Origin of the sequence: Pseudoalteromonas sp. CO325X (assembly GCF_004208955.1) — a bacterium.
Taxonomy (GTDB): domain Bacteria; phylum Pseudomonadota; class Gammaproteobacteria; order Enterobacterales; family Alteromonadaceae; genus Pseudoalteromonas; species Pseudoalteromonas ruthenica.
In genome coordinates, this window is sequence record NZ_SGPG01000014.1 from 489,286 (window position 1) to 515,818 (window position 26,533).

Below are 26,533 nucleotides of genomic sequence, written 5' to 3' on the forward strand. Positions count from 1 at the left end.
TATTTAGGAGTCGAAAAGGGCCTTGTCAAAAGCCCTTGAAAAGTACAAGGAAGTCTTAGACATAAGCACTGACGCAGAAGTGGCAAGGCAAGTTCCAAAATTAACTCATGGAAACATTGGGGATATTAAAGTTGGTAAAAGGTACCTCAATGCAAATCAGTGTATTTTTATTGCCGAGATAATAGGAATAGATACAAAAGAAGCGCTTTTGGAACTGGCGATAGAAAAATCTTAAAGTGAAAAAGAGAAATCAATCTTAAAGGACGCAATAAAAATGATTAGTGCTGCTTGCATACTAGGGATCGCCATTGCGGCAGCTCAAATATCTGGTCATACGGTGACCCCGCCTTTCGCGGAATAGGCGATTTAACATAACATAAATTATAGGCTATAATGTACAGAGAGAGCCCTCAGGCTCATTTTGGGCTACACCCAATACCAACCCAGCAGCAAGCAACAACATCGCCGCAGAATGGCCTGCTGCTTTAATCTTTTTTGCCAAGGATTCGTAAACGCTTTTTTCTTCCTCTGATTTAGATTTTTCGATCCCCAAGTTGATGATCACTTCTTCTTGATTTAGTCCAACCTCGCCAGCAATGAACAAAGCTTGCTCAGCTGTTAGGTGTCTGGTCCCCGCTTTGATATTCGCTAACACTCCTTTAGATAGCTTAGGAATGTCCATAGCAGCTTGTTTATCTTGAGTGACCTGGCCATGAAGGTCATTACATGATTGCCCCTGCAAAAAATATGACTCTTAAGAAGTATCTAGGCATATTAGAAGAACTAGGTTTAGATAGATCAAGAGTTAAGTTAGTTACAAAAGAGGAACTCGCAAATGCCAGCTAAAGGTATGAAGTTAATCGTTAGCGAATATCATATCATTCACGAAGCTTTAAAGTGTTATGAAGAACGTTTGGATAAGTTATCGTCGATGACAACCGATGAAGACCAAGAAGTCATATATGATGAAAAGCTACAGGATATTGAGGGGATGATTAAAGCCCTAAAAATTGCAGCAAAAAATGACTTTGATTTGGAGCTGTGAACCTATAGCTTGATCGTTTCTTCTTTTTTGAAAGTCTCATAGTGGCGAATTTCATTAAGGAAATTCGTCACTATCAATAGAAATAAGAAGGGTAGCTTCGGCTACCCTTTTCTTTGACTTAAACGTTGATTCTGCTATTTTCTTATCCTCGAGGGCCTTCTACCTTTTACATTTAACCTGTCCACATAGCGGGTTCTTGTAGAAAAAATGATTCAAACGATAAAATAAAAAGGGTCGCTTTCACTGCCCTCTTATTCAAATCATTAATCAAAACAAATAAACTCATTTGTCTGATGACGTGTTCTTTCTTCAGACAACAAACAGCACAATGACGGCTAGCCGATTATGTAATCTTTGATATCAACGTCATCAATTTGCGAGTCGTTAAGATGTTGCCTTGCGTAATGCATGTAAGCGCCGCTCGTTAAGAACAAAGCAAATAGATCTTTATCTATATGCCTATCTTGCGCCATAAATTTCATAATTTTCAGTGACTGGGATAAGGTTTTTGCTTCCTTATATGGCCGGTCATTTGCAGTCAGTGCTTCGAAAATATCGGCAATGGCCATGATCCGTGCAGGCACTGACATTTGCTCAGCAATTAATCCTCGCGGATACCCTCCGCCATCCAACTTTTCATGATGCGCACCAGCATATTCGGGTACACGCTGTAAATCCTCTGGTAATGGCAGAGTTTCTAACATGCGAATGGTCGTAATAATATGCTCATTAATAATATACCTATCTTCTTTCGTCAAAGTACCCCGGCCTATTTTTAAGTTATATAACTCGCCCAGATTTTTTTTATTTTCTGTTGGTTCCATATTAAAACCAAAGCCTAAATTACGGCTAAACTCTCTTTCATTACGCGCAAATATATGGCAGTTTTTATCTGCAAGTAAATACTCTTGACCTTCAGTGGTGTGCTCAAAACCTTTCATCCGACGCTGTTCGGCCGGGGATAGCCCAAGGCAATCATCGAAATTTCGGTACCATGTTTGCTCTGCTATCGACTCCAATCTGCTGCGGTCTTGTTCAGACATCATTTCTCCACCGACATTGCATTTGGCAACAAAAGCAAAATCTTCCTTTAGTTGCTTTTGCCGCTGTTGAAGCGTTGCATAAAACCTTAGTTGCTCTTCAGGCTCTCTATTTACGGCTTCAAGATAATCAATGCGTGCATCGCGGTATAACACTTCAAAGCGCATACGTATTTCGTGAATTCGATTATATATACACTCTAACTTAGAGCCTTTATCGACAATATGCTCCGGTGTCGTAATTTTACCGCAATCATGTAACCACGCAGCTACTTCAAACTCACGCCACTGCTCTTTGGAATTAAAACCAAAATGCGCAAATGGTCCCTTCTGTTGATTATTCGCTTCTTGTGCCAACATCATCGCCAGCTCTGGTACGCGAGCACAATGCCCCCCTGTGTATGGCGATTTTTCATCAATCGCCTGAGCAATAAGTTGAATAAATGCATCGAGCAATTCCTTTTGTCCGGCCTCAAAGTCACATATTGATTCAGACATATTAACCATGGCCGATGAAAGTTGGTGAATTTCCTCAATACGAGAGTCAACATAATGAACATGGTCATAGTCTCGTTGACCAATCTTTTGATTTTCTTCAATTAAGCGTTGAATGGGGTTGGCTAGATTGCGTGCTATTTGGGAGATAATGATCAGAACTATAGATAACACAAATAAGGTCACTAACATGGCTTTTTTTACTTGCCATTGCAGTTGCGACAAGGCCTCATCCTCGCTGACTATGAGCGCGATGTATTCCTGATTCCCAGAACCAATGAGCCCCTCAACACGCGATATATAGGCATAATGTGTTTTGTTACCAATTTCTATTTCGTGCATGCGATCGCGTAGGGGTGCTTGTTGGGCAATATCCAGTAACTGCTTAGAGGGCAACTGTGAAAGCTCTGCACGCCGTCTGGGGCTGTCAAAGTCTAACCACTTTTGTTTTAGATCTCCTTTCAAACTTGGTTCTAGTTCATTAATAGCCCGATTTATAAACGTCATCAGCGGCGCTAAATCCTTTCTTACCGTGTGATGAAAGTTGAAGTCACTTTGTGATTTTAGTTCACTAATTTGGGTTGTTTTTTCAAGCCCTTCAATATAGAAGTAAACTTGAATGTAGTTGATAACCACCTCATCATCGAACACAACATCAACCTCCCCTCTGTTAAGACCCTTTAGCGCATCGAGGGTATCGTTGTATTCAATAAAGTCGGCGTTGCCTAAATACGCCTTTAAAAACTTTGTCACTGCGTAGCCTTTTTGCGCAGCAATTCGCAACTCTTTGAAGTCACTTAAACGTTGTTGCCCTTGTGTCTCCCCCTGGCGCATGGTGGCAATTATCCTTGTTTCATAGTGGCCATTTGCAAATACACAAAATTGCTCACGCTCTTCGTTTTTCATAAGTCCAAGTAGCATATCTATTTTGCCGGACTTTAACTGCTCCACTAGTTCCGGAAACCGATAGCCATTGATAAATTGCAGCTCGACCCCCAGTTTCCTCGCCAATAAACGAATATGCTCAACACTGTAACCCCGAGGTTGGCCCGATACTGAGTACTCAAATGGAGGGTAATCATCCATAACCCCTACTCGCAAAGTACCGACTTTATCTAAATAAGCACGCTGACGGTCGTCTAAGGTGATGGGTGTCACGTTGAGTTCTGATGGCGCATCAACACGTTGCTCTATGCTGACTTCCCCATTGTCATCAAATAAATAGCCATTGCCGGTTAGGGTATAATCAGGTATGTCCATGTATCTAGACAAAGAAGATAGCAACACGGTGGTTCCCGCTACCGCGTTATTTTTGCCGGTAATCGCGTAACTCGTGCCAGGGCGGTATATAAAGCTAAACATATAGGGGGGCATTTTATTTACACTTTGATGTGATGCGTTCTTAAACCACGGCCTTTGCCGAGCATCGTAGTCTGTTGGTTCCTCAGTTTGTATTCGAACGTTAAGCTTGGAGTCGAGAAATTGGGTATACCTTTTCCTATCGCCACCCTGACCATATATTCGTACAACAACCCAGCGGTCGTTAGGAGCGGCACCCCACACGCGCCTAATCCCGGGAGTGGACTCTAAATTAGATATTTCAAAGTAATCGCCGTTACTAAAGCCGTAAAATAATGAAAACACCTCTTCTTGGGCACTTAATAAAGCACTAAAGCGAGCTAGTTGCTCGCCGCTAATGGACCTCACATCACGAATATTTTGCAGCTTAATTACATTGGCGAGGCTTACCGCAGCCTGCTCTTGACGTCGCGCTTGGCTGGCGACCTGAGTAGCGATTAATTCAAACTGCGTTGTCGCTGCATTTTTTGCAAGACTACTACTAAAATAATAGTGTAGTGATATAGCCGCAATAGCCGTGAAGGCACAAGCAAATATGAAGGTTGTTATTAGTGTAACGCGTATTGTAAAACGCTTTTTCTTGTTGTTAACGTCCATGCCAGCATAAATGTTTTTAAAGCGGAAGTTAAACGTATAGGTAGGTATTTCAACACTATGAAATATTTAGCTTAATTATTTTCTTGTTGACGCTGTTGTTGAAACCGCTGATAGTTCTGTTTTTGTTGCTCTAAGCACGCGAAATAGTCATCATCATTTTTATATGCACACTCGTCTAAGCGTTGAGATTGGGTTTCATGATAACGCTGGGCGCCCTTACAAGCACTCAGGGAGAGCATACACACCACAGGTAAAATATAGCTGAATTTAGTCATTAGGCAGTAGTTAGAAAACAATGAATGATAAATCAAAACAAGGTCCCTTCGCACGCTTACATCAAAAAAAGCAGTCAAAATTGGACCAGAGCAAGCGCCAAAAACAAGTTATCTCTTGCTATGCGCAGGACCATCATAAGGCAATTGCTGAACTTATTAAACAGTGGCTTAAATAAACCTATTACTGGGTATAGTTATTAACTATTTTTTCCAACTCGCCATTACGCCTTAACTTATCTAACAAGCGGTTGGTATAGAGCATATTGATACGCCCGTTATCGGTTTTTGGAAACTGAAACTGGTAAAGAGCCGTGTCTATGGGGCGGCTACTTTTAATTAATTCACCCACCAGCTCAGGTCTTGATCTCAGCAGGTAATCATAAACATGTTCTGCAATTACAACAGCACTGAGTTGCCCATGCTCTTTATCGGCCAGGGCCTTAAGCATATTTATTTCTGAGTAAAAGTTATCACGGACCATGTTGCCGTTATTAAGCAGTGGCATTAAAGTTGGATAGTGGTAGTCGAAGCGGGTTCCAATTCGCAGCGGCTTTTGGCGGTCGTTTGCTAACCTTTGCAGTTGTTTTATATCATTGATTGCTGGGCCACTTGCCGGATAAACCAACACATCATTCACTTCAACTATCGCGTCACTCCAATAATAGTGACTGGCGTTTGCAACCCAGCGCTGGGAATCAAAGCGGTAATGAATTTGCCCTTCGTGTAACAACTTTAATGAGCGCCGTGAGGTATTTGGCTGCGCTTTATAGGCATGATCACTAAACGAATTCAGCGCCACTAATAGGTCAGGAATAATGCCTTTGGTGGTATCACCCACGATACTATAAGGAGGGTAATGATCTGGTAAGCTGCCCTTCAACTCGTGAGCAGACACACTGAGCGCACTAACAAGGACAAATAAGCCAACAATAAAACGCACAGGCAAGACTCCTACCAACACATTGCAGGTATACTAGGAAATGCGCTGGTAAAAGTCTAGCTAGGAATAATAAAAAGGCACAAAAGTGCCCTATTTACAGCAGCTTAGTACCCGTTACAGATAATTTTCAGCATTCTTCTAAGCGGTTCTGCCGCTCCCCATAGTAGCTGATCGCCCACCGTAAATGCACTAATATAACGAGGCCCCATACTGAGCTTGCGAATGCGGCCAACAGGAATTCGTAAAGTCCCTGTGACATTGACAGGGCTCAACTCTTCGCTCGATGCACCACGCTCGTTGGCAATGACATCGACCCATTCGTTGTGACTCGCAAGAATTTGCTCTATTTTGCTAACGCTAACATCCTCACGCAATTTGATGGTCAGTGCCTGAGCGTGGCAGCGCATCATGCCTACACGCACGCATAAGCCATCAACCGGGATAGGTTGCTTCGAGGAACCCAAAATTTTATTGGCTTCTACTTCAGCCTTCCACTCTTCTTTGCTTTGCCCCGACGGCATTGGCACATCAATCCACGGGATCAAGCTACCTGCTAGTGGCACACCGAACTGATCATAATCCAGTGAACCATCTTTCATTTTATTCGCAACTAGCTTGTCTATTTCTAAAATAGCGCTGGCAGGGTCGGCAAGTTGCGAGGCAACGACACCATGAATATCACCCATTTGCTTAAGTAATTCTTTCATATTGCGCGCACCGGCGCCGGAGGCCGCTTGATAGGTCATGGGGCTGACCCACTCAACTAAATCTTGTTCAAACAAGCCCCCCAATGCCAATAGCATCAACGATACCGTGCAATTACCACCGACGAAGGTTTTTACACCTTGTTCGAGGCCTTGCTCGATAACATCATGATTCACCGGGTCGAGCACAATAATGCTCTCGTCGCTCATACGCAGCGCCGAGGCGGCATCAATCCAATACCCGCGCCAACCACTGTCGCGCAATTTACCATAGACTTCATTGGTGTAATCGCCACCTTGACAGGTCACAACAACATCCATGCCCTTGAGCGCGTCAACATCGTAGGCGCTCAATAAAGGTTTAGCATCGCCGCCAATTGCGGGGCCCAACTGTCCTGTCTGTGAAGTGGTAAAAAAGTTCACATCAATATGAGTAAAATCATTTTCTTGTTGCATCCGCTCTAGCAGTACGGAGCCAACCATCCCCCGCCAGCCTACTAAGCCTACTTTTTTCATTACAGATTCCTCTTACTTACAAGTTTATTCATATTGCGTGAGACCCAGCGAGCACTGAGAATCTCCGACAATAGCACTGCAAGGCCTTGGGCACTAGGGGGGTTGGCTACAACTTAAAATTATTTCATATAGCTAATATCACCCGATTCGCTAGTCACAATTTATTAACTATTCTGTCGCTATTTTGAAAACACTTGATGGTGTAGTAAGTAGGTACACAGGCAGTCGGAGGTGTGCATTAACAATTAAACAAGGAAATAGTCATGAATTTATTCGTAACCTCTATCGCGGCACTGACTGTCGCAGCACTATCATCAACAGCCTCAGCTCAAAGCTCAGCGGTCAATTTGGCAGCACCAGACCAAGAGAAAGTAAGCTTTACGCGCGCTGAAGTGAATATGCTCAACAAACAAGGTTCATTAGCCGCTTCAACAGTGACCTATTATGGCCCGAAAGTGTGGGTTAATGGGCGTTTAGAGTCCTTCTTTGTGAGCTCAACCAATGGCAACACCTTTTGTGAAGCACGCGGTCACAATCAGGAAGTCTCTGGAAGTACCGTTACCTGTGGTGAAGATGAATCGTCTTATGCTGATTATGACTGGTATGGCAGTGCATGGATTAAAAAAAGTACGGGCAGCAAAAACCAGTGTTACCCTCTTTATGCGACTATTAAATGCCGTTAATACGCATATAAAAAAGCCCAGCACTGGCTGGGCTTTCTTTGTTGTTACCTGAAACTAGAACTCATAAGCAAAGCTAAGGCTAAACTCTGTTGGTTTAGTCGCTGAACGAATGAGGACATCATTTTGTTCAACTTCAAAGTCTTGGCCCAACATATTTTTCACTTTAAATGTTAAAGTAGTATTGAATGTTGGGTAATAGCTATAGACCAAATCCAAAGAGTGTAAAGGTTGTTCGTAAGCATCATCGAAGTTATTTACACCAGCGGCTAGAATCCTATCACCAAATACGTTGTAAATGAGAGAGGCTTGATGCATGCCATTATGTGAGTCGTAGTTTAACTGCAAATTCGCCACGTATTTTGAGTGACCAGTCATGCGACGAGTGAGGTTTGTTAAATCACCACGTTGAGATTCCAAGATCTCAACCTCTGAATCGCTCAGAGTTAAGTTTCCTGAGGTGAAAAAGGCCCCACCAAGGATGTCACTGTGCAGCTCTGTGAGCCACTCAGCTTCTATACCATAGACGTAAGCATTGTCGGCATTGTCGAATTGCAACGTAAAACGACCATCACTTTCGGTAAGTAAAGCTTCAATGGGCTTATCGATATCTTTGTAAAATGCGCCTATTGAATAGTTGTCGCCATTGTCCATATAGAACTCGATACGCGCATCATAGTTATCCAAATGGCTCGACTCTAAATATGGATTACCTAATGTTCGGTAATCAGTCAATGGGTCTTGGAATTGCACCGGGCTAAGCTCTCGTAAATCAGGTCGAACCACAGTGCTACCGTAGCCAAATCGAACTTGATAAGCTTCCTGGCTGTATGTCATCGACAGTGACGTAAAATACTCGTCCTCCATGACCGTTGCTTGTTCTATTGCCTCAGCACTGAGTTTATCTGCAAGCAGCGCCGGGTCAAAGGCAGAGCGTGAAAATGCAAGCGCGACCTGACGGAAATCCTCGTATCTTACACCCCCACTCAAACGCCAATGTTCTGCGAAGGTGAGGTCGAATGAGCCGTAATAGGCGTCGATCATTTGCGCTGCTAGGTAGTCATCCGCTGTAGGCTCTTGGAATAACAACTCCACATCGGTGTTATCGACCACCGAATCATCAGCAAAAAAGCTACCAATATTAAGAGCTTGTTCTTCGCTTTGCGCGAGTTCTAAGGCCTGGGTCTGACCAAATCGATAGTTGAAAAAGTCAGTGCGGTAATCACGTGTCTTTTCGATAAAGTAGCCACCCCCAGCAACCTCCAAGTTACCTCCATCAAAGTAGAACATCTTGTTGATGTTCACCCCCCAATTCTCTACATCATCTTCGAGTTCTACGAAACGATATAGATAAGGGTTGCCACCTAAACTGCCATTATAGAAAGTTCGTTGGTATTCACCATTTTCATATTCATCACGAACAGTCACTTCAAGCTCGCCAGGTATGTCTGTGGTTGCTTTCGAATCGGTGTACTGCCAATCTACGCCGACTCCAGAGAGAAAACCCCAGTCGAGGTTATGCATACCGCGAAGTTGTAAGATATTTAATTCACGTTCTTCAAAAGACGTCAGGTGGCTACGTTGAAGCTGCCCATCAGCAATACTCAAGGACTTTGAAGGCTCTTGATAGAGAGAGACAGACGCTTCGTCTTCGCTATCGCGTAACATCATGTAGGTCGCAGTCACATCATGACCATCGAGCTTATAACCAACATTAACAGAGCTGTTAAGTTTAATATTGTGCTTGGTTGAAACTTCTTTATCAGTGGCTGAGTAACACGTGAAATCATCTTGTGAGCACTCAAAATCAGACGCTTCGACAGAAGAGAGCACGGCACTAAACTCATCGGAATTCGACCACTCGTTTTCATATGCGAGTGATGCTAGAAAGCCAAAAGACCCACCAAAGCCAAATAAATCATCGAAGCGATCCCCATAAACAGCTTTAACACTGGCATCAGGGTCTAAATTTTCCTGCTCCAACCCAAAATCTCGAGGAAGTGCTTTTGTTAGCTCTTTATTGAACGCGATAGCGGCCTGTTGACCAATGTCAGAGCCCAACTTTTTAGACTCAACATCACGGATGTTTCGGATTGAGATATCCGATAACCCATTTATGTAGGTATTGAGACCATTACGCACAAGCGCCGGCATAGCGCGGGTGCCATCATCACTGCCTAACCAATCGTCACTGCCACCACTGTAGGTGTAACCGTCATCGTTGGTGTCTTTATACGCTGCACCGATTTCAATTTTAAAGACCGTATCAGTGGGAATGCTTTTTGTGCGGATATTAACGTCTCCCCCACCAAATGCTGCTGGCATATTGGGAGAGTAGGCTTTTTGTACCGCCAAAGATTCAATAATACTGGAAGGAAAAATATCAAGAGGAATTACATTTCTCGTTAAATCGGGGCTAGGTACGGTTGCACCATTTAATCGCACACTCGAGTAGCGCTCACCCAAGCCGCGAACGTATATGAATTTATCGTTGACTAATGATAAACCTGTAACCCGCCTAAGTGCTGACGCCGCGTCGCTGTCACCGGTTCGTGAGATCTGCTCAGAACCCATAATATCGGCGACAAATGCCTGGTTCTTGCGCTCTTCGATTACTGCACTAGCACTGCCTTTCAAGCGTGTTCCTGTCGCTACAACCTCTTCAATTGCACCTTCATTTATCGCGTCTTCAGCATCAGCTGCGTAAGAGGAAAAAGAAGAGAAGAGAGAGAGCATGGATAAAGTAATCAAATTCGCTTTAAACTGCTTTTGTTGTTTCATTTTTTTCATCCTCTAAACCGTAAATTCTTTCAACAAAGGCGCCGAAGCGCCTTTTACATCAGAACTGGTCTAGATTAATTACCAGCGCGAGCTAAAGAAGCAGCTACAAACTGAGCCCACTCGCCCGTTTCACCCTCTTGTAATGCACCGATGTAGCCAGCATTAGTAAAGAATGAATCTACTTCACTCATATCTTTTGGTGTTACTGCCACCACATTACCATCTGCATCTGTAATGGAGGTCTTAGTTGAAACACCGTCTGTGGCGACGACATTATTGAAATCTGCAAACCCGATAAGTTGATTATTCTCACCTGAGCTGAACCAGTTCTCTACATCGAAGCTCGCAAGGTCGCCGGTAAGTGGTGTATTCACTTGTTCGAAGTTTTTACCACATGCAAATACAGAGCTCATGAAGGCAATGTCGCCATTATTGGCATTAGCGTGTACACCTGCTGCACCAGATTGGTCTTTTTCGTTGTACAAGTCGAAGCATCCAGCACCATCAACGTTTGAGGAGTTCACAAATAACATGTTCGCAAGTTGTGCCTTACCCCACTCTTTCATTTCCATACCGGCACCTGTGCGACGACCTTCTTCACCTTGATCACCTGTGGTGACTACGGTTGCGTTAGCGATTGTCGGATTAGAAACCGTCGTCACTAAGTCCTGGCCATCCGTTGATAGAGGGTCAACCTTGGCACCATCTGTTTCAAACCCGTGGTTACCGTAGCTGTTAGAGCGCACGAGAATGTATTGACCTCGTCCTTTCCAGCCTTCATCCCAGTCAATACCATCATCGCCAGTTTCTGTAACAACAATGTGTTTCAAATCAACGCTGCCGCCGAATAGTTCGATACCATCGTCGAAACCGTTGTGCACATGAACGTAATCAATAGTTGTTCCCGAGCCTACCGCGTTAAGAGTAAGGCCATTGAGCTCATCACCCTCAACACCAAAGCCCGCATACTTAATAACGATGTGTTTAAGTACACCGCTGTTATCCTGCGGGTCATTACCGCCATAGTATGAAACGATGCCCTCAGCTGCGTGATTACACATATCTTGAGCTGCCGCATCAGCAGAGCAGCGGATAGAATGCCCGCGACCATTAATCTGAACGCCACCCCAGTCGCCAATTTGTGCAGTGGTGGTATCATCACCATCTACCTCAGCAATACTTGTAAATACAATCGGCTTGTCTACTTCGCCAATTGCTTCGATGTTTGCGCCGCGCGCTATGCGGATAAAGCTTTCTGGCTTGGTAAATGCGATCGTCGAGCCAGCTTCAATAGAAAGGGTTGGGCCATCGCCATCAATAACAGCGCCCGTTGAAGTATCAACGTCATCGCCAATGAATAAAGCGCCTTCAAAAATATGGGCACCCTCATCATCCAACGCTGGGATAACAAAAGAGCTAGTGATTTCTTTTGCGTTACTTGCAAAAGCTTGACTATATACGCAGTTCTTTCCTTCGGCTTCACCTGTGAACGTGGCACCATCAAGTGTATAGCTTGCACAAGTAACGCTAGAACCATTGTCACCACCATCAGGGTTGGTCACTGAGTTGTCGACACTGTTATCAACAGTTGTTGGTGTAATATTTACATCGCCGCCACATGCTGCCAGTGTGACTGCTGAAGCCACTAGGCTGACCTTGAATAAGTCAGATAGTTTCATTGTTATACTCCGTTGAATGTCAATTATTGTTAACGCATTTAAAAGTTACGACATACGATACGGTGGCTTTATGACAATGAAGTGACACTTATTTAAACATATGATGACATGATTAAGTTATTAATATTATTACTTAAAAAGATAAAAGCCACCCGAGGGCGGCTTTGGTGTTGCGATTATGGTTGTTAAAGACCAGGCACAGTTATTTGATATTTATATTAACTAACTCTATTATACCTAATCATAAAACACTTTTATAAAAGCGCCTGCTTTAATGTCTCAGCATGCAGCTTTTCATTTTTTACATATTTTATCCATTGTTGCGCCAAACGCTCAGAGCGCTTGTGTTTCTCCGCCTGTTCGAAGGCCAAAATAGAGGCGTCAAAGTTCTGTAAGTTAAACTGCGCCATCCCTAACGCCACATACGCATTAGACTCATGCTGTAACCCCCCTTTTTCCAGAGCTGCCCTGGCCGCATCCGCCGCCTCTGCATATTGCTCGAGATTCAAGTGCACCTCAGCGAGGCGTTGGTCATAAATACCTTCTTGGCTTTGCTTAGCCGCTTTTTCAAAGTAAGCAAGGGACTTGCGCTCTTCTTTGGCTTGTACAAAAGCTTCTGCTATAAAGGCATTGTTTTTAACATTATCTGCGACGACACCTTTGGCTTGCGCGGTTTTCATAACTTTCGCAGCCTTATAAGGTAAGCCATTGAACATATATACTTGGGCTAAGTTACGTAAATCCGATTTGCTGGTTACAAAGCCTTGCTGATAAGCAGCCTCAATAGTAGCCAGTTGCTCTTTCTCTCGTCCAACCTCGCCATACATACCGCTTAATTGCAGCCAGTACTCCGGCTTGTTGTACAGCGCAATCATTTTCTCAATCACCGCCACAACCTGCTCTGGTTGTTGTAATGAGTAATACAAAGCGCGTTGCAATACCAGCCAATTTTCCTTCGGTGTTTTCCCGTCTTTTTCAGCAAGTGCAATAGCTGTGTTTATCGCTGCCAATGCATCCTGATATTGGCTCATTTGGTAATAGGCTTGAGATTTCAGCACGTAATAGCTGTCAGGCTGCGCTTTGGTATTGACCTTATCCCAACGGGTCAGGTAATCAATCACCCCTTGATAATCATCGTTGGCCATCGACAGCTGCGCCAATGAGAACAGCGTGCTGAGCGTTAAACTCTCAGGAATATCCGTCTGAGCAACAACATTTTCAAAAGCATCAATGGCTTCATCCAAGCGGTTTTCATTGTAGTAAATAAAGCCATAAAAATTGTACATCATGGCCTTTTCGTAGCTGTTCATGCTTGAAGCACGCTCTTTAACAGAGTCAAGTGCCGCTAGCCCGCCTTTTACATCCCCGTCATCAGCGAGCTTCTGTGCCCGCGCTAATTGGCTATAAACCTTATCGCGCAGCGCCGGCACGCGTTTGGTTTTTTGCTCTGCATGGGCGCTGGCGAGCGCCACCGATGGGATCATACTGGCCATACTCGGCAACACTAACGTCGCCGATGTTAACCCTGCAAATAGCAGCAATGAGTTCAGTTTTGTCATGGTAAACCTCTTAATCGCAACAGGTGCCCACTAAAGGGCACATTCATTAACCATTTATTTGGAAGGTGATGCGGTTTTGCACCCCTGCCACTTCCACCGCCTCGCCATTAACGATACGCGGCTTGTATTTGAATTTTTTAGCCGCATCCATTGCAGCTCTATCGAAAATACTTTCAGGCTCGGCTTTAAGTACCTTCGGGTCGCGTACGGTGCCTTGTTTAGTCACTGTAAATTCGACAATGACATAACCTTCAATACCGCGTGATAAAGCTCGGCGTGGATACACAGGCGAGACTTTAACAATGGGCAAATACTCACCGTCGCTGCTTTCTAGCGCCAAGCCTTTACCAATGTCGACATCAGCACTGACATCGGCAGCAAAGTCGAAATTACCGCTGCTGGCGTTAGGATCGCTGCTTTGTGTTTGCGGCGAGTCCATCGGTGGTGGCGGCTCTTTTGGCTTCGGTGGTTTCTGCGGTTTACGCTCTTTTTTCTCGACGGTTTCTTCTTGCTTAAGGCGCACAAAATCAAGTACGTTGCCTTTAGCTGGCTCAGTCATGGCCCCCTCGCCACCGGAAATTAATGCCTGCATGCCTAAAAACAGCATAAAGGTCACCACCGCAGCGACTATCAGGGCGATAAAATAACGCATGATGGCAGCTCCTTAGGCCTCTTGAGCCGCAATCGACACGTCAAATACGCCCGCAGCTCTGGCGGCATCCATCACCCTGATCAAGGTGTCTGTGGTGGCTTTTTTATCTGCTTGAATCACCACGCTGCCTTGCGGGTTTTCGGCTTTTAAACGCTCGATATTCGCTTGCACCGCGCGCACGTCTACTTCCCGTTTATTGATCCACACCTCGCCCTTATCGGAGATAGCGACAAGAATATTGGCGCGCTCCTTTTTCACCGCCGTTGCCGCTTCTGGGCGGTTTACATCAATACCCGACTCTTTGACAAAAGACGCGGTAACGATAAAGAAAATAAGCATGATGAAGACCACATCCAGCATCGGCGTCATGTTAATTTCTTCTGCTTCTTCTTCTTGAAATATTTTACCTAAAGGGGCTCTCATTTTTTTCTCCTTGCCTGTGCCCAAGCACAGGCATCATCGCAACTAGTGGTCCAAGACCATTTTATCTTCTAACAATTCGACTTCTCGTTTGGCGCGGCGCTGTAAAAATGTTGAGGCAAACACCCCAGACAACGCGCCGACCATCCCGGCCATGGTGGGGATAGTCGCTTTCGACACCCCAGAGGCCATGGAACGGGCACTGCCGGTGCCAGTAATAGCCATAACGTCAAATACCTCAATCATGCCAGTTACTGTACCTAGTAGACCGAGCAGCGGACACAGTGCAACCATGACATTGATCAGAGCAAGATTAGCGTTAAGCTTCATTCCTGCCCGTGAGATCATCGCTTGGCGAATTTGCTCGGCATTCCAGCTGTTACGCTCACTGCGGTTTTGCCACTGCGTGCGCACCGATTTTTTGTACTTGCCATAGCCATGGAAGAAGTACATAAAGCGCTCCAAAATCAGCAACCACATGGCAAAGATGAGGATGCCGATGACCAGGAGCACCTGGCCACCCGTATCGAGAAAATCACGAATTGCATTGATCCAATCAATCAATAGCACCATGATTTACGCTCCCTTTTCGCTGCGCTCAGCAATAAGGCCGGCACTTTGCTCTTGCAAAATGAGCAACAAGTTCTTTGAGCGTGTATTAAGCAGGGTATAAAGGAATACCGTCGGTATGGCGACGACCAAACCGAGTACCGTTGTCACCAAGGCTTGAGATATGCCCCCAGCCATTAACTTAGGGTCGCCGGTGCCGAACAAAGTAATGGCTTGGAAGGTATTAATCATACCGGTTACCGTACCGAGTAAGCCCAGCAGCGGCGCCACCACGGAGATGATTTTAATAAGCGTGAGGTTACGCGTGATTTTTGGCATCTCGCGTAAAATTGCTTCGGACAGTTTCAGCTCAAGAGTATCGTGCGCCACGTGAGGGTATTGGTCTTTCACCTTCATCACACGCCCAAGCGGGTTATCATCACGAGCTACATCGTCTTTAAGCTGGCGACGGATTTTGCTGCCAATGATAAGCAAAGAAATGAATCGCTCAATGGCGATTAATAGTGCCAATGCGCCAACCGCGAGAATCACATAGCCCACAGTGCCGCCTTGATGCACCCGCTCTTCAGTGCCGGGAGCCTGTACTAGTAGGCCCAAAATAGAGCCGCCCGTTGGGTCCAGCGCGAACTGTACAAAGCCGTCAGTGGCTTGTTGTAAGTCTTGTGCGCTGGCGGTATAACGGTCTACGGGCTGGCGAGTCAATTCAGATAAGGTGTCAGTGACATTGTTGTACTCAAGGTACTTGCCATCGGCAATAAGGTTAAATGCGCCGACACGTAGCACTTCTTTGTTTTCTTTGGCGCCGCCGGCAACGATCACTTCGGTATTAAAGCGTGTGACTTTGCCCTGCTCGGTCATCTCTCGCTGCAACTCAAACCACACCTTCTCGATGTCTTCGATAGAGGCAAGTTTCGAACTTGACCCCATTTTTTGGGCCATCTCTTCCATAAACTCATCACGCCCTGGAAGCTGTGCTGAGATAACAGAAGTAGCAAACTTATTGGCACTCTCGCCTGCTTCTTGCTGCAGCACACCAAACAATTCTTTAAGTGTGCCCATGCGGTTTTGCAAGGTATCGGATAGCTGCGCGAGTTTTACTTCGTTTTCTTCGAAACGCGTTTCTAATTGTTCAGACTCTTGAAGCTTGGCGTTGCGAGTTTGCTCAGCCTGACGCAGCATCTGTAATTGTTCGTTTTCGCGGGCCATAAATGCCTGCTCACGCTCTTTATTTTCCGCAGACTGGGCAACTTTACCCTGCTCGAGTGTTTTTAATAGCGCATCTAAATCCATAGCATCTGCGGCTAAAGCAGAGTGCGATAACGCCAAAGTGGCAACTAAGGCTGCGCTTCGGGTAAACTGTTTCATTAATTTCATTGTCGGTACCTCTTATTCCGCAGCTTGGATAGGCAGGGTTAACATGTCTGGGGCTAGCTGTTTACGCGCAATACGCAGACCTTTGTTAATTTGGCTAATGGCCGAATCATCCAGTTTTACAAATGCTTTTTGTTCTTTATCCCAGGCGCCGGCTTGCTGGCCATCACGGGTCAAATAAATAAGCTCTAAGCGACCAATGCGCAGGAAATCAACCTCGCGTTCTTTGCCATCTACATCCTGTAAAGCGGTATAGGCCTCGATGGTGCGACCATAGTCGACCTCAACCTGATAGGCTTCAAGCACACGGCGGAACTTTTCACTTGATGCCACGTCAGCGCGGTCCATCAACGCATGTAACTTAGCAATACGCTCGCTGCGCTCTTGCTGTAAAAAAGGCACATCTAGGGCAACAAACTGTTCAAGGCCATTGATCATTCGCAACATCAGTGGCGTGATTTGTCGCTCGATCACCGATACTTGGTCCATCGACGCGTTAAGGTTGTCCATTTCTTCAACTTGATTGGCAATTTGCTTTTGCAACTGCGCGTTGTAGACGCTGAGGCCGTCTATTTCTTTGTTGAGTGCCTTAAACTTTTGCAAGCGGTTTTGCATTGAATCAGCGATGTTATCGATTTTATTTTGAGATTTTTTCGCTAACTCATTAATTTTACTGCTTTTGTTTTTAACAGTGTCCAGTTCATTAGCCATCAGCACGGGGCTGGTGGCCGCCACAACTGTGGCTAATATCAGGGGTTTAACGCCTTTCATCGCATACACCTTATGTTTAGCTCGAATGCTTAGCCGGAAATCCGACACGAATGTAAGATGTGCGAGAGTGTAGAGAAGGAAAGTGACAGTGGTGTTGCGCTATTAATACAGTTTAATTACAGCTGTAACAATTGTGCCATATAGGTGACGTTAACTGGCCGCACAGGCGCTCGTGCGCGAACTCGTCTGTGTATACCCCTTATTACAAAGGAGAACGTTTGGTAGCAAGCTTGTTGGGAGCCAAAAAATAGGTGAAAGATAAAATGGAACGTTCCAGCTAGTACGAGTAAATAGGGGTAATGAATACGTATTCACCGACCTTAAAACAAAACCGCCCTGACAAGCATCAGGGCGGTGTTTCAAAGCTTAAATATATCGTACTGCTATTTTTCGATTTTCTCTTGCCACTTTCCTTGTAACTTGGGTGTACTCATCGCATACCAAGCGATATATACGTAACACACAAGCGGCACGTAGAAGCTTAACTGCAAACTCACAGTGTCGGCTACATAACCTTGGACGAGAGGAATTAACGCACCACCAACAATGGCCAAGCATAACCACCCCGATCCGCGACTGGTGAGTGAGCTAAGCGCCGCAATAGCAAGTGTGAAAATGGTGGGGAACATAATTGAATTAAACAAGCCGATAGCCAGTACAGACCACATGGCCACCATCCCTTGGCTATTAATAGTGACAAGCAGTAATACAATGGTGGCCACAGCATTAAAAAGTAGTGCTTTGTGCGGCGCAATTCTTTGTAATGCTGCCGAGCCAATAAAGCGCCCGACCATGGCACCGCCCCAGTAATAAGAAATGAGATGGGCCGCCTCGTGCTCAGCTAGACCAGCAATATGCGCTTCGCCAAAGTAATTAACCAGAAAACTACCAATGGCCACTTCGCCGCCAACATAACAAAAGATAGCGCCAACACCGAAAACTAAGTGAGGTGCTTCGAATAAAGAGTGATTTTTGGCTTTGCAGTCGAATTCCTCAGTGTGCTCTTTGATCACGGGTAGCTTCAACACTGCAAAGACAACGGCAATCGTTAATAGCGCAGCGGCGAGCATTAAATAAGGAATTTTTACCGTGTCCGCCGTTGCAGCCTCGGTAACCAGCGCAGCACTGCCGCCAAACAATAAAATTTTGCCGATAATAGGCCCCACAGTGGTGCCTAACGAATTAAGAGCCTGCGCCAAATTGAGTCGACTGGAGGCGGTTTGCGCCGGGCCTAATGCGGCCACATAGGGGTTAGCAGAGACTTGTAGAATGGTCACCCCAGAAGCTAACACAAATAGTGCGCCTAAAAACAACCAATACTCGTGTACGGCGACGGCTGGGTAAAACAGTAAGCAGCCGATAGAGGCAACGATTAAGCCACTGACAACACCGTTCTTATAGCCAAATCGCTTAACTAAGTAACCCGCTGGCAACGACATAATGAAATACGCGCCAAAGAAGCAGAACTGGATCAGCATGGCTTCGGTATAGGTTAAGTCAAAAACTGCTTTCAATCTGGGGATCAGTAAATCGTTTAAAACGGTGATAAAGCCCCAAAGAAAAAACAAGGTGGTCATCGCTACAAGCGGCAAAGTGTAGTTGCTTTGTTTATCTGCCGATGCAACGTAAGCCTGATTATTATTCATCTCACTCACGTGTTGTTCTCCTTCTACTTGTTGTCTCGGATTCTACACATCCACATAACAAGATCACAGAATATTTACTGGAACGTTCCAAACCATATGCAACTAACATTCGGCTTTTTGTATCGCTAACGGATGAATCTGCGACAGGAAAGTAAAGACTAAGCAAACATATCGGCCAATGAAATTAGCAACTCGACATTGAGTAGACTAAGCCCGAACAGGCGTTATCACCACTGAGGGTGAGCGCTTGCGCTCAGCTTTCATCACCGCTTTGAGTCTAAAACGTTAATCGCAGTCATTTTGTGGCCATTGAGCGATATGGTCTTCGAAGTACTCAAGATCAACATCACAGTCTTTCACTGTTTTGTTGCGTACGCTGATCCCGGCGCTGTGCATCTTCGACTTTTTGCCCTTATTGAGTAGCGGGTGCCAACTGGCCAAGCCACGACCCTCTTGCAGTCGTCGATAACTGCAACTGTTAGGCATAAAGAAGATATCGTCGATGTTGTCTTTGGTGAGCTTCACACATGAAGGAACTAAGCGCTGGCGGTTTGCATACTCGGTGCAATTGCAGGTTTTGTTATCCAAATACTGACACACAATGTTGGTATAGATAAGCTGCTCGCCGGGGCGCAGCTCGGTGGTGGCAGCGAAGTCTTCTTGTTGTTCTTCGTCGCTGTCAATAAAGGTATTTAAACAGCATTTACCACAGCCATCACAAATCGCTTCCCACTCTTGCTCACTCATCTGTGCCAACGACTTGGTCTGCCAAAACTTATCTTCTAACATAAAAACGCCCCTTTGAACCGGGGCGTAGTGTAGCAAATTAGCGTGTTGCCACGCCAGTGTGAAGTTACTCCACCGGCGGGTAACCGATGCGGTCGGATAAATAGCCGACACTGGTGGCGAAATAATATGAACGGTTCCAGTTCATTAGTGCTTTATAATTATCGTAGGCTAAATACATACGCCCATCGACATTATCTGGCATCACCATCGCCGCTGTGATATCACGTTGCGGTAAGTCGCTGCCATCCATGCGCCGCACACCGAGTGCTTGCCACTGCGCTAAACTGCGCTCGGACTCACGCCAGTACTGCAACCATTGCTTATGGCTGCGGGTACCGCGCTGCAATATAGCGTTGCTGTCAAAATCCTCGGGTAATTTTACCTGCCGTCCCCAGGTCAGCGAGTCATTCCAGCCCACGCTTTTTAAGTAATTAGCAATGGAGGCGAACGCGTCTTCCTCGGTGGTCCAGATATCCTTGCGGCCATCGCCGTTGTAATCTACGGCATAGGCATTAAAGGAGCTTGGCATAAACTGTGTTTGCCCCATAGCCCCGGCCCAAGAACCCTTGAAATGTTCAAGGTCGATATGGCCGTCTTTAAGAATATCTAACGCCGCCCAAAGTTGGCGTTTATATAGCGCCTCGCGGCGGCCATCATAAGCCAGTGTCACTAAACTTGAGATCACTGGGTGGCCACCTTGAATACGACCAAAGTTACTTTCTAACCCCCACAACGCAACGATAAAGCGGGCTTGCACGCCAAATTTATCAGCCACTTCTTCCAGTGTCTGTTTATGCTCTTTATAGAGTTTACGGGCGCGGTCTATTTTCCACTGAGGCACCCGTTTTGGTAGATAAGTCTCTAAGGTTTCTTTGACCTCAGGCTGGTTTTTATCGGCGCTGATCACCTTAGGCTTAAACTCTATAGTGGCGAACGCCGAATCAATTAAGGCTGCGTCATAGCCTTTTTCCAGCGCTTCTGAGCGCAGTTTTTTAACATAGGCGTCAAACTGCACCTGTTGTTGTTCAACACTTGCTACCTGCGAGTTTGCCAGAGACGGAAAAGTAATTGTTGCTGCTCCAGCCACACATAAGGTGGATAAGGCAACAGGCTTGAAAGCGCTGGCTATATACTTGCTGATGGTGTTAATCACGCTCTACTCCATTTTGCTGTCTTAATTCGTCCAACATATTCTCAGTTGGCGGTGGTAGTTGCAAATAGAACCCGTTGTCGCTTAATTCAGCCTTAACCTTGTCAATATCAGCAAGCGCCAAACGCTCTTTTGTTGCTAAATTAATCAACATCACAAATTCTGGCGACCCAAAACTGTCCATCAGCGGCTCAGGAACATCGTCAAAATGATCACGTTTGGGTACATATAAATAGGTATCTGCTTTTTTCTTGCTCTTGTATATGGCACACAGCATCTTAAGGCCTTTAAATTGTTGCGAAACACACCTTGACACTATACCATGAGAGCTAATCTATGTGGTAAGTTTAGTGGCCAAAGCTCAACGCTCATCACTGTTTGCGACTGCCAAGTTAAAAATGGCAACGCCACAGATAAGCGACAACAAATAATTCGGCCACACGAATACGAGCGCTTATGTCGGAACAATTATTCGAATTAAAAGGGAATCTCTTCACGTTATCCGTGTTGCGGTTATTAACACCGGATCTTGCAGCCTTATCTGAACAGCTTGATGCTAAAATAGCGCAAGCTCCGAAGTTTTTCGCAGGCGCGCCCATCGTTATAAATCTTGAAGCAATCCAAGATGCAACGCTTGATTTCACCCAGCTAAGAGACACATTAAAACGCCTTGCTTTTAACCCAGTTGGGGTATGCAGTGGCAGTGACAGTCAACATTGCAGTGCGAAAGAAGCCGGCTTGTCGGTGCTTAACTACGCTAAAGACGCACAACAAAGCCAGCAAAAAGCTCCTTCTCCACAAGCTACAGCCAAAGTAGAAAATGAACCAACCTTGGTTGTAGAAGGCACCGTGCGTTCAGGTCAGCAGGTGTATGCTAAAGGACGTGATTTGATTGTCTTGGGCTCTGTCAGCCATGGCGCCGAGGTCATTGCTGACGGACATGTTCATATTTATGGCACTTTGCGAGGCCGAGCTATTGCCGGTGCGCAAGGTGACGCAAACGCCACAATCTTCTGCCAAAAACTTGAAGCCGAACTTGTTTCAGTCAATGGCAGCTATTGGATCAGTGATTCGTTACAAGGGGACTTATGGGGCCAGCCAGCCCAAGTTCGCCAACGCGATGACTCACTTCATTTATCAGCTTTGGTTAAAGGATAAAACACATGGCAAAAATTATTGTCGTTACTTCAGGTAAAGGTGGCGTTGGTAAAACAACTTCAAGCGCCGCAATCGGCACAGGCCTTGCCCTTAAAGGCTTTAAAACGGCGATCATTGACTTTGACATTGGCCTGCGCAACCTTGATTTAATCATGGGCTGTGAGCGCCGCGTGGTCTATGATTTTGTTAATGTGATCAATGGTGAAGCAAACCTCAACCAAGCGCTTATTAAAGACAAGCGTGTTGATAAGCTGTTTTTGCTTCCCGCTTCGCAAACTCGCGACAAAGACGCGTTAACCAAAGAAGGTGTCGAAAAAGTCCTCAATGAAATGAAAGAGAGCTTTGACTATATTGTGTGTGATTCGCCAGCGGGCATTGAAGCCGGTGCAATGATGGCCCTATATTTTGCAGATGAAGCCATTGTGACCACCAACCCTGAGGTATCATCAGTACGCGATTCGGACCGTATCCTAGGTATTTTACAGAGTAAATCACGTCGTGCAGAGGAAGGTCTAGAGCCGGTAAAAGAGCATTTGCTGCTTACCCGTTATAATCCAGAGCGCGTACAAAAAGGTGAAATGCTTTCGGTTGAAGACGTTAACGAGATTTTGGCTATTGATTTGTTGGGTGTTATCCCAGAGTCACAAGCGGTGCTTAATGCCTCAAACCAAGGTCAGCCTGTGGTATTGGACGCTGAGTCAGATGCCGGTCAAGCCTATTTAGATGCCATCAACCGTCTACTCGGTGAGCAAATTGAATTCCGCTTCTTGGACGTTGAGAAGCGTGGTCTATTCAAACGGATTTTTGGAGGATAAGGTGTCATTACTAGATTATTTTCGTTCGCAGAAAAAATCCAGCGCATCGCTGGCTAAAGAGCGGCTGCAAATTATCGTCGCTCATGAGCGCTCACAGCGCGGCACGCCTGATTACTTGCCGCAGCTAAAACAAGACATCCTTGAAGTGATCCGTAAATACGTGGCCATTGATGCCGAAGCAGTGCAAGTGCAGCTAGAGCAAAATGAAGACGACTTAGCGGTGTTGGAGCTCAATGTCACGCTACCTGATGACGAAAAATAACGTATCAGCGCAAATCACAAGAAAGAGGCTAAGTTAGCCTCTTTTTTTATCCTTGTCTCTTTTTGCACGCAGACTGACCCAGCTCCAGATAATCGCTATCAGCAACAGCAAAGGCCAAGGGATGAGCAACGCATAGCTGTATTGCGCGGCGTTGATAAGCCCAACAATGATGATGCCCACACTCACTGCCAAGGCGATTATAAACGTAACCCATAAGCTGACTAAAAGGCGGTTCAACCGCTTAGAGAGGGTCGGTGCATTCTCGGCGCAGGCCATGAACATCATCGTCATCGCAGCGAAGAACCCGATAAATATTTGCCCAATAAGCAATACCACTAGCAACCACGTAGGCATAACGAACTCAGTTATCGTCACTCGTTGGAAGTAAGCACCCAATCAGCAAGTGCTTCGCGTACATAATCAAAACGCCAAGACTGCAATAAATCAGGCGCTAATAGCTGCTCGCGTTCCTGCTCGTCGTACTTCCAATGCCAACTGATAAGTTGATTAATTTGTTTTTTACTGGCAAATACGTCGGCAGGTATACCGGTTTGCTTGGCAACGGTGGTTATCTTTTGCTTAATATCTTTAGCCGTTTGTTTGTAGCCACGATAGTCCATTAATCGCGTTACGCGACTAGGAAGGCTCTGCTCAGGCACCGCTTTGCCCCGCTCGATGCAAGCGAGGATTTCTTTACCTGAACGATTCACTTCCATCGGCTCGACGCCAGGGATATTACGCATACTATTGAGTGAGCCAGGCCGACGCTTGGCGATCTCTACCATATTGGCTTCTTTCAACACGAAATTAAGCGCTAAATTCTTTCGTTGTGCCTTTTGTCGGCGCCACATGGCCAGCTCTTTGAGTATCGCTAGATCCCGTGGCGCTAACTGCCAAGCCCCTTTCACCTCTCGGTATAGCTGCTCATCAGGTATTTGATGGGCGCGCTTTTTCGACAACAACTGCGACTCTGCAATCACCAAATCAAACCACCCCTGAGCCCTTATCTGTGTCACTAATTCGTTATAGCAAGGCAATAGATGCGCAACATCAGCGGCGGCGTAGGCTAACTGGCTTTCTCTTAACGGCCGCTGTAGCCAATTGGTTCGCGACTCGCTTTTATCAATCTCTATATTGAGGCGTGAATGCACCATCGCCGCAAACCCCACGCAGTTCCCCTGCCCTAACAATTGCAATGCAAACTGGGTATCGAAAAGCGGCGCTGGCACAAAGCCGGCAAAGTTTTGGAAAACTTCGATGTCCTCAGAGGGGGAATGCAGCACTTTTAACACTTGTTCGCATTTAAGTAACTGCCAAAGTTGGGTGAAATCAAGAGGCTGTAACGGGTCAATAAGAGCAAGATGTTGACCATCAAAAATTTGCAGGAGTGCGATTTCGGGATAAAGCGTGCGCCGACGCATAAATTCAGTGTCTATTGCCAAGGTCTCAGCCTGACTAATAGCATTGACAAAGCTATCTAGTTCAGCCTGTTCAGTGATTAACTGGTAATCCACTTGTACTCCTTAAAAAACAAACCGGCGATTGCCGGTTTGTTTGTTTATTCTTATTCGTCTTTAAGTGCGCGTCTGAGTATTTTACCGACGTTGGTTTTCGGCAATTCCTCTCTAAACTCAACTAATTTAGGCACTTTGTAATTGGTCAGGTTTTCGCGGCAATGCTTAATGATGTCTTGCTCACTAATGGCTGCATCCTTTTTCACCACGAACAATTTAACTTGCTCACCACTGACATCATGAGGGACGCCAACAGCGGCGACTTCAAGCACGCCATCCATTGATGCGACCACTTCTTCTATTTCGTTCGGGAACACGTTAAAACCGGATACCAGAATCATATCCTTTTTCCGATCAACAATATAGAAAAAACCTTGGTCATCGTAAGTGGCAATATCACCGGTGGCAAACCAGCCGTCGCGCAGGCACTCTGCGGTAGCATCAGGGCGGTTGTAGTAACCTTTCATTACCTGAGGGCCTTTAACCCAGAGTTCACCGGGCTCGCCAGCGGGTGCTTCTTGACCATCTTCAAGCATCAATTTGATGTCTGTGCTCGGTGCCGGCAAACCGATAGAGCCGTTGTAGCCTTCCAAGTCATATGGGCAAACTGTAACCAACGGCGCACACTCGGTAAGACCGTAGCCTTCCACCAAACGCGTACCAGTTACTTTCTGCCAGCGTTCAGCAACTGGACGCTGGACCGCCATACCGCCACCGAGCGACATTTTTAAATTGGAAAAGTCTACATCGGCGAAACCATCGGTATTAAGAAGACCATTAAATAAGGTGTTTACCCCAGTCATGACAGTGAATTTATTGTCGTTCAACTCTTTTACAAAGCCTTTCATGTCGCGTGGGTTGGTAATGAGTAGGTTTAACCCGCCATACTTCATAAAGGTTAAGCAGTTCGCCGTCAGTGCAAAGATGTGATACAGCGGCAGCGCCGTAACCACGATTTCTTTGCCTTTATCTAAAATATTATCGAGACAACCGGATACCTGTTCTAAGTTGCCCACCATGTTACCGTGGGTAAGCATAGCGCCTTTAGACACCCCAGTTGTACCACCCGTGTATTGTAAAAACGCGAGGTCGTCCAAGGTAATCTCTGGGCGAGTATAACGGCTGGCGTCACCGTTTTTTAACACGTCCGAGAAAGCAATGGGGTTTGGCAGCTCAAAGCTCGGTACCATCTTTTTGATATGCTTAACAACGAAGTTAACCAGATGCTTTTTAAGGCCGCCCACCATGTCACCCACTTGGGTTACCACTATGTGTTTAACATTGGTTTTTCCCAGTGCTTTTTCCAAAGTGTGAGCAAAGTTGGCAAGAATAAAAATGGCGTCCGCTTCGGAGTCATTTAGTTGATGCTCCAGTTCACGCGCAGTGTAAAGAGGGTTAACGTTAACAACCACGCACCCCGCCCGTAAAATACCGAGTATGGATACCGGTGTTTGCAATAAGTTGGGCATCATTACTGCCACTTTTGCACCTGGCTTTAAGCCCAGATCATTATTTATGTAGGACGCTACTTTCTTAGTTGCTTGGTCTAGCTCAGCATAGCTCAGCGTAACCCCCATATTTTTGAATGCTGGTAATTGGGCGTAATCCGCAAAACTTTTCTCGAATAATGACAGTAAAGAGTCGTAATGAGCGGGATCGATGGTCTCTGGGCAACCTTTTGGATATCGCTTTAGCCAGATTTTTTCCACACTAAGCTCCTATTAATTTGTTCTTATAATGATTTG

General features: G+C 45.7%; 26 protein-coding genes. 6 read left to right on the forward strand and 20 right to left on the reverse strand.

The genetic code is table 11. The features are described from left to right. The first annotated feature begins 22 nt into the window (after positions 1-22). Positions 23-235, forward strand: a complete 213-nt coding sequence (locus EXT46_RS07535) for a hypothetical protein (protein ID WP_130146374.1) — start codon at positions 23-25, stop codon at positions 233-235. 153 nt (positions 236-388) lie between these two features. On the opposite strand, the gene EXT46_RS07540 is transcribed toward EXT46_RS07535, so the two are convergent. Continuing rightward, on the reverse strand, positions 389-742 hold the full coding sequence (locus EXT46_RS07540; protein WP_165381084.1) for a hypothetical protein: 354 nt from the start codon (positions 740-742) through the stop codon (positions 389-391). Positions 743-835: 93 nt separating this feature from the next. Here EXT46_RS07540 and EXT46_RS07545 point away from each other — a divergent pair, with 93 nt between their 5' ends. Next, complete coding sequence (locus EXT46_RS07545; RefSeq protein ID WP_053909433.1) at positions 836-1,045, forward strand: hypothetical protein; 210 nt, start codon at positions 836-838, stop codon at positions 1,043-1,045. A gap of 335 nt (positions 1,046-1,380) precedes the next feature. On the opposite strand, the gene EXT46_RS07550 is transcribed toward EXT46_RS07545, so the two are convergent. The 4 genes from EXT46_RS07550 to asd all read right to left on the reverse strand — a co-directional run bounded on the left by EXT46_RS07550 (position 1,381) and on the right by asd (position 6,971). Continuing rightward, the gene (locus tag EXT46_RS07550; protein ID WP_130146377.1) at positions 1,381-4,536 is read right to left on the reverse strand and encodes an HD domain-containing phosphohydrolase; all 3,156 of its coding nucleotides are present in this window, start codon (positions 4,534-4,536) and stop codon (positions 1,381-1,383) included. Positions 4,537-4,607: 71 nt separating this feature from the next. Continuing rightward, the gene (locus EXT46_RS07555; RefSeq protein ID WP_130146379.1) at positions 4,608-4,811 is read right to left on the reverse strand and encodes a hypothetical protein; all 204 of its coding nucleotides are present in this window, start codon (positions 4,809-4,811) and stop codon (positions 4,608-4,610) included. A gap of 181 nt (positions 4,812-4,992) precedes the next feature. Further along, the gene (locus tag EXT46_RS07560) at positions 4,993-5,751 is read right to left on the reverse strand and encodes a transporter substrate-binding domain-containing protein (RefSeq protein ID WP_165381085.1); all 759 of its coding nucleotides are present in this window, start codon (positions 5,749-5,751) and stop codon (positions 4,993-4,995) included. Positions 5,752-5,855: 104 nt separating this feature from the next. Beyond that, positions 5,856-6,971 (reverse strand): aspartate-semialdehyde dehydrogenase, encoded by a 1,116-nt coding sequence (gene asd, locus EXT46_RS07565; RefSeq protein WP_130146383.1) that lies wholly within the window; start codon positions 6,969-6,971, stop codon positions 5,856-5,858. Positions 6,972-7,234: 263 nt separating this feature from the next. On the opposite strand from asd, the gene EXT46_RS07570 reads away from it, so the two are divergent. Then, the gene (locus EXT46_RS07570; RefSeq protein ID WP_130146385.1) at positions 7,235-7,654 is read left to right on the forward strand and encodes a hypothetical protein; all 420 of its coding nucleotides are present in this window, start codon (positions 7,235-7,237) and stop codon (positions 7,652-7,654) included. 54 nt (positions 7,655-7,708) lie between these two features. On the opposite strand, the gene EXT46_RS07575 is transcribed toward EXT46_RS07570, so the two are convergent. The 12 genes from EXT46_RS07575 to EXT46_RS07630 all read right to left on the reverse strand — a co-directional run bounded on the left by EXT46_RS07575 (position 7,709) and on the right by EXT46_RS07630 (position 21,316). Next, entirely contained in the window at positions 7,709-10,432 is a 2,724-nt protein-coding gene (locus EXT46_RS07575) for a TonB-dependent receptor plug domain-containing protein (RefSeq protein ID WP_130146387.1), read from the reverse strand. A 74-nt stretch (positions 10,433-10,506) separates the two neighbouring features. Beyond that, entirely contained in the window at positions 10,507-12,111 is a 1,605-nt protein-coding gene (locus EXT46_RS07580; RefSeq protein ID WP_130146389.1) for a hypothetical protein, read from the reverse strand. A 254-nt stretch (positions 12,112-12,365) separates the two neighbouring features. Continuing rightward, on the reverse strand, positions 12,366-13,670 hold the full coding sequence (locus EXT46_RS07585; RefSeq protein ID WP_130146391.1) for a tetratricopeptide repeat protein: 1,305 nt from the start codon (positions 13,668-13,670) through the stop codon (positions 12,366-12,368). Positions 13,671-13,716: 46 nt separating this feature from the next. Beyond that, positions 13,717-14,322 carry an energy transducer TonB gene (locus EXT46_RS07590; protein ID WP_022946859.1) on the reverse strand — a complete coding sequence of 202 codons (606 nt, stop codon included), beginning with the start codon at positions 14,320-14,322 and terminating at the stop codon, positions 13,717-13,719. Between the two features lie 12 nt (positions 14,323-14,334). Beyond that, positions 14,335-14,745, reverse strand: a complete 411-nt coding sequence (locus EXT46_RS07595; RefSeq protein ID WP_130146393.1) for a biopolymer transporter ExbD — start codon at positions 14,743-14,745, stop codon at positions 14,335-14,337. Between the two features lie 42 nt (positions 14,746-14,787). Next, entirely contained in the window at positions 14,788-15,315 is a 528-nt protein-coding gene (locus tag EXT46_RS07600; protein ID WP_022946857.1) for a MotA/TolQ/ExbB proton channel family protein, read from the reverse strand. 3 nt (positions 15,316-15,318) lie between these two features. Further along, positions 15,319-16,686, reverse strand: a complete 1,368-nt coding sequence (locus EXT46_RS07605) for a MotA/TolQ/ExbB proton channel family protein (protein WP_130146395.1) — start codon at positions 16,684-16,686, stop codon at positions 15,319-15,321. 12 nt (positions 16,687-16,698) lie between these two features. Continuing rightward, the gene (locus EXT46_RS07610; RefSeq protein ID WP_130146397.1) at positions 16,699-17,454 is read right to left on the reverse strand and encodes a DUF3450 domain-containing protein; all 756 of its coding nucleotides are present in this window, start codon (positions 17,452-17,454) and stop codon (positions 16,699-16,701) included. Between the two features lie 383 nt (positions 17,455-17,837). Beyond that, positions 17,838-19,109 (reverse strand): sugar MFS transporter, encoded by a 1,272-nt coding sequence (locus EXT46_RS07615; protein ID WP_082342070.1) that lies wholly within the window; start codon positions 19,107-19,109, stop codon positions 17,838-17,840. A 276-nt stretch (positions 19,110-19,385) separates the two neighbouring features. Further along, positions 19,386-19,889, reverse strand: coding sequence for a YcgN family cysteine cluster protein (locus EXT46_RS07620; protein WP_130146399.1), 504 nt, complete (start codon positions 19,887-19,889; stop codon positions 19,386-19,388). 64 nt (positions 19,890-19,953) lie between these two features. Further along, complete coding sequence (locus tag EXT46_RS07625; RefSeq protein WP_239448703.1) at positions 19,954-20,943, reverse strand: lytic murein transglycosylase; 990 nt, start codon at positions 20,941-20,943, stop codon at positions 19,954-19,956. A 91-nt stretch (positions 20,944-21,034) separates the two neighbouring features. Then, positions 21,035-21,316 carry a YcgL domain-containing protein gene (locus tag EXT46_RS07630; RefSeq protein ID WP_022946851.1) on the reverse strand — a complete coding sequence of 94 codons (282 nt, stop codon included), beginning with the start codon at positions 21,314-21,316 and terminating at the stop codon, positions 21,035-21,037. 179 nt (positions 21,317-21,495) lie between these two features. On the opposite strand from EXT46_RS07630, the gene minC reads away from it, so the two are divergent. From minC to minE, 3 genes are read left to right on the forward strand one after another with little or no spacing between them, the layout of a single operon-like run. Beyond that, positions 21,496-22,197, forward strand: coding sequence for a septum site-determining protein MinC (gene minC, locus EXT46_RS07635; RefSeq protein WP_130146401.1), 702 nt, complete (start codon positions 21,496-21,498; stop codon positions 22,195-22,197). A 5-nt stretch (positions 22,198-22,202) separates the two neighbouring features. After that, entirely contained in the window at positions 22,203-23,012 is an 810-nt protein-coding gene (gene minD / locus EXT46_RS07640; RefSeq protein ID WP_022946849.1) for a septum site-determining protein MinD, read from the forward strand. A gap of 1 nt (position 23,013) precedes the next feature. Next, on the forward strand, positions 23,014-23,274 hold the full coding sequence (gene minE, locus EXT46_RS07645; protein WP_022946848.1) for a cell division topological specificity factor MinE: 261 nt from the start codon (positions 23,014-23,016) through the stop codon (positions 23,272-23,274). A gap of 33 nt (positions 23,275-23,307) precedes the next feature. On the opposite strand, the gene EXT46_RS07650 is transcribed toward minE, so the two are convergent. Genes EXT46_RS07650 through fadD form a run of 3 tightly spaced genes read right to left on the reverse strand, consistent with a single transcriptional unit; the run spans position 23,308 to position 26,497 of the window. Further along, positions 23,308-23,628 carry a hypothetical protein gene (locus EXT46_RS07650; protein WP_130146403.1) on the reverse strand — a complete coding sequence of 107 codons (321 nt, stop codon included), beginning with the start codon at positions 23,626-23,628 and terminating at the stop codon, positions 23,308-23,310. A 17-nt stretch (positions 23,629-23,645) separates the two neighbouring features. Beyond that, on the reverse strand, positions 23,646-24,788 hold the full coding sequence (rnd, locus tag EXT46_RS07655; protein ID WP_130146405.1) for a ribonuclease D: 1,143 nt from the start codon (positions 24,786-24,788) through the stop codon (positions 23,646-23,648). Positions 24,789-24,838: 50 nt separating this feature from the next. After that, complete coding sequence (gene fadD / locus EXT46_RS07660) at positions 24,839-26,497, reverse strand: long-chain-fatty-acid--CoA ligase FadD (protein WP_130146407.1); 1,659 nt, start codon at positions 26,495-26,497, stop codon at positions 24,839-24,841. Positions 26,498-26,533 lie beyond the last annotated feature (36 nt).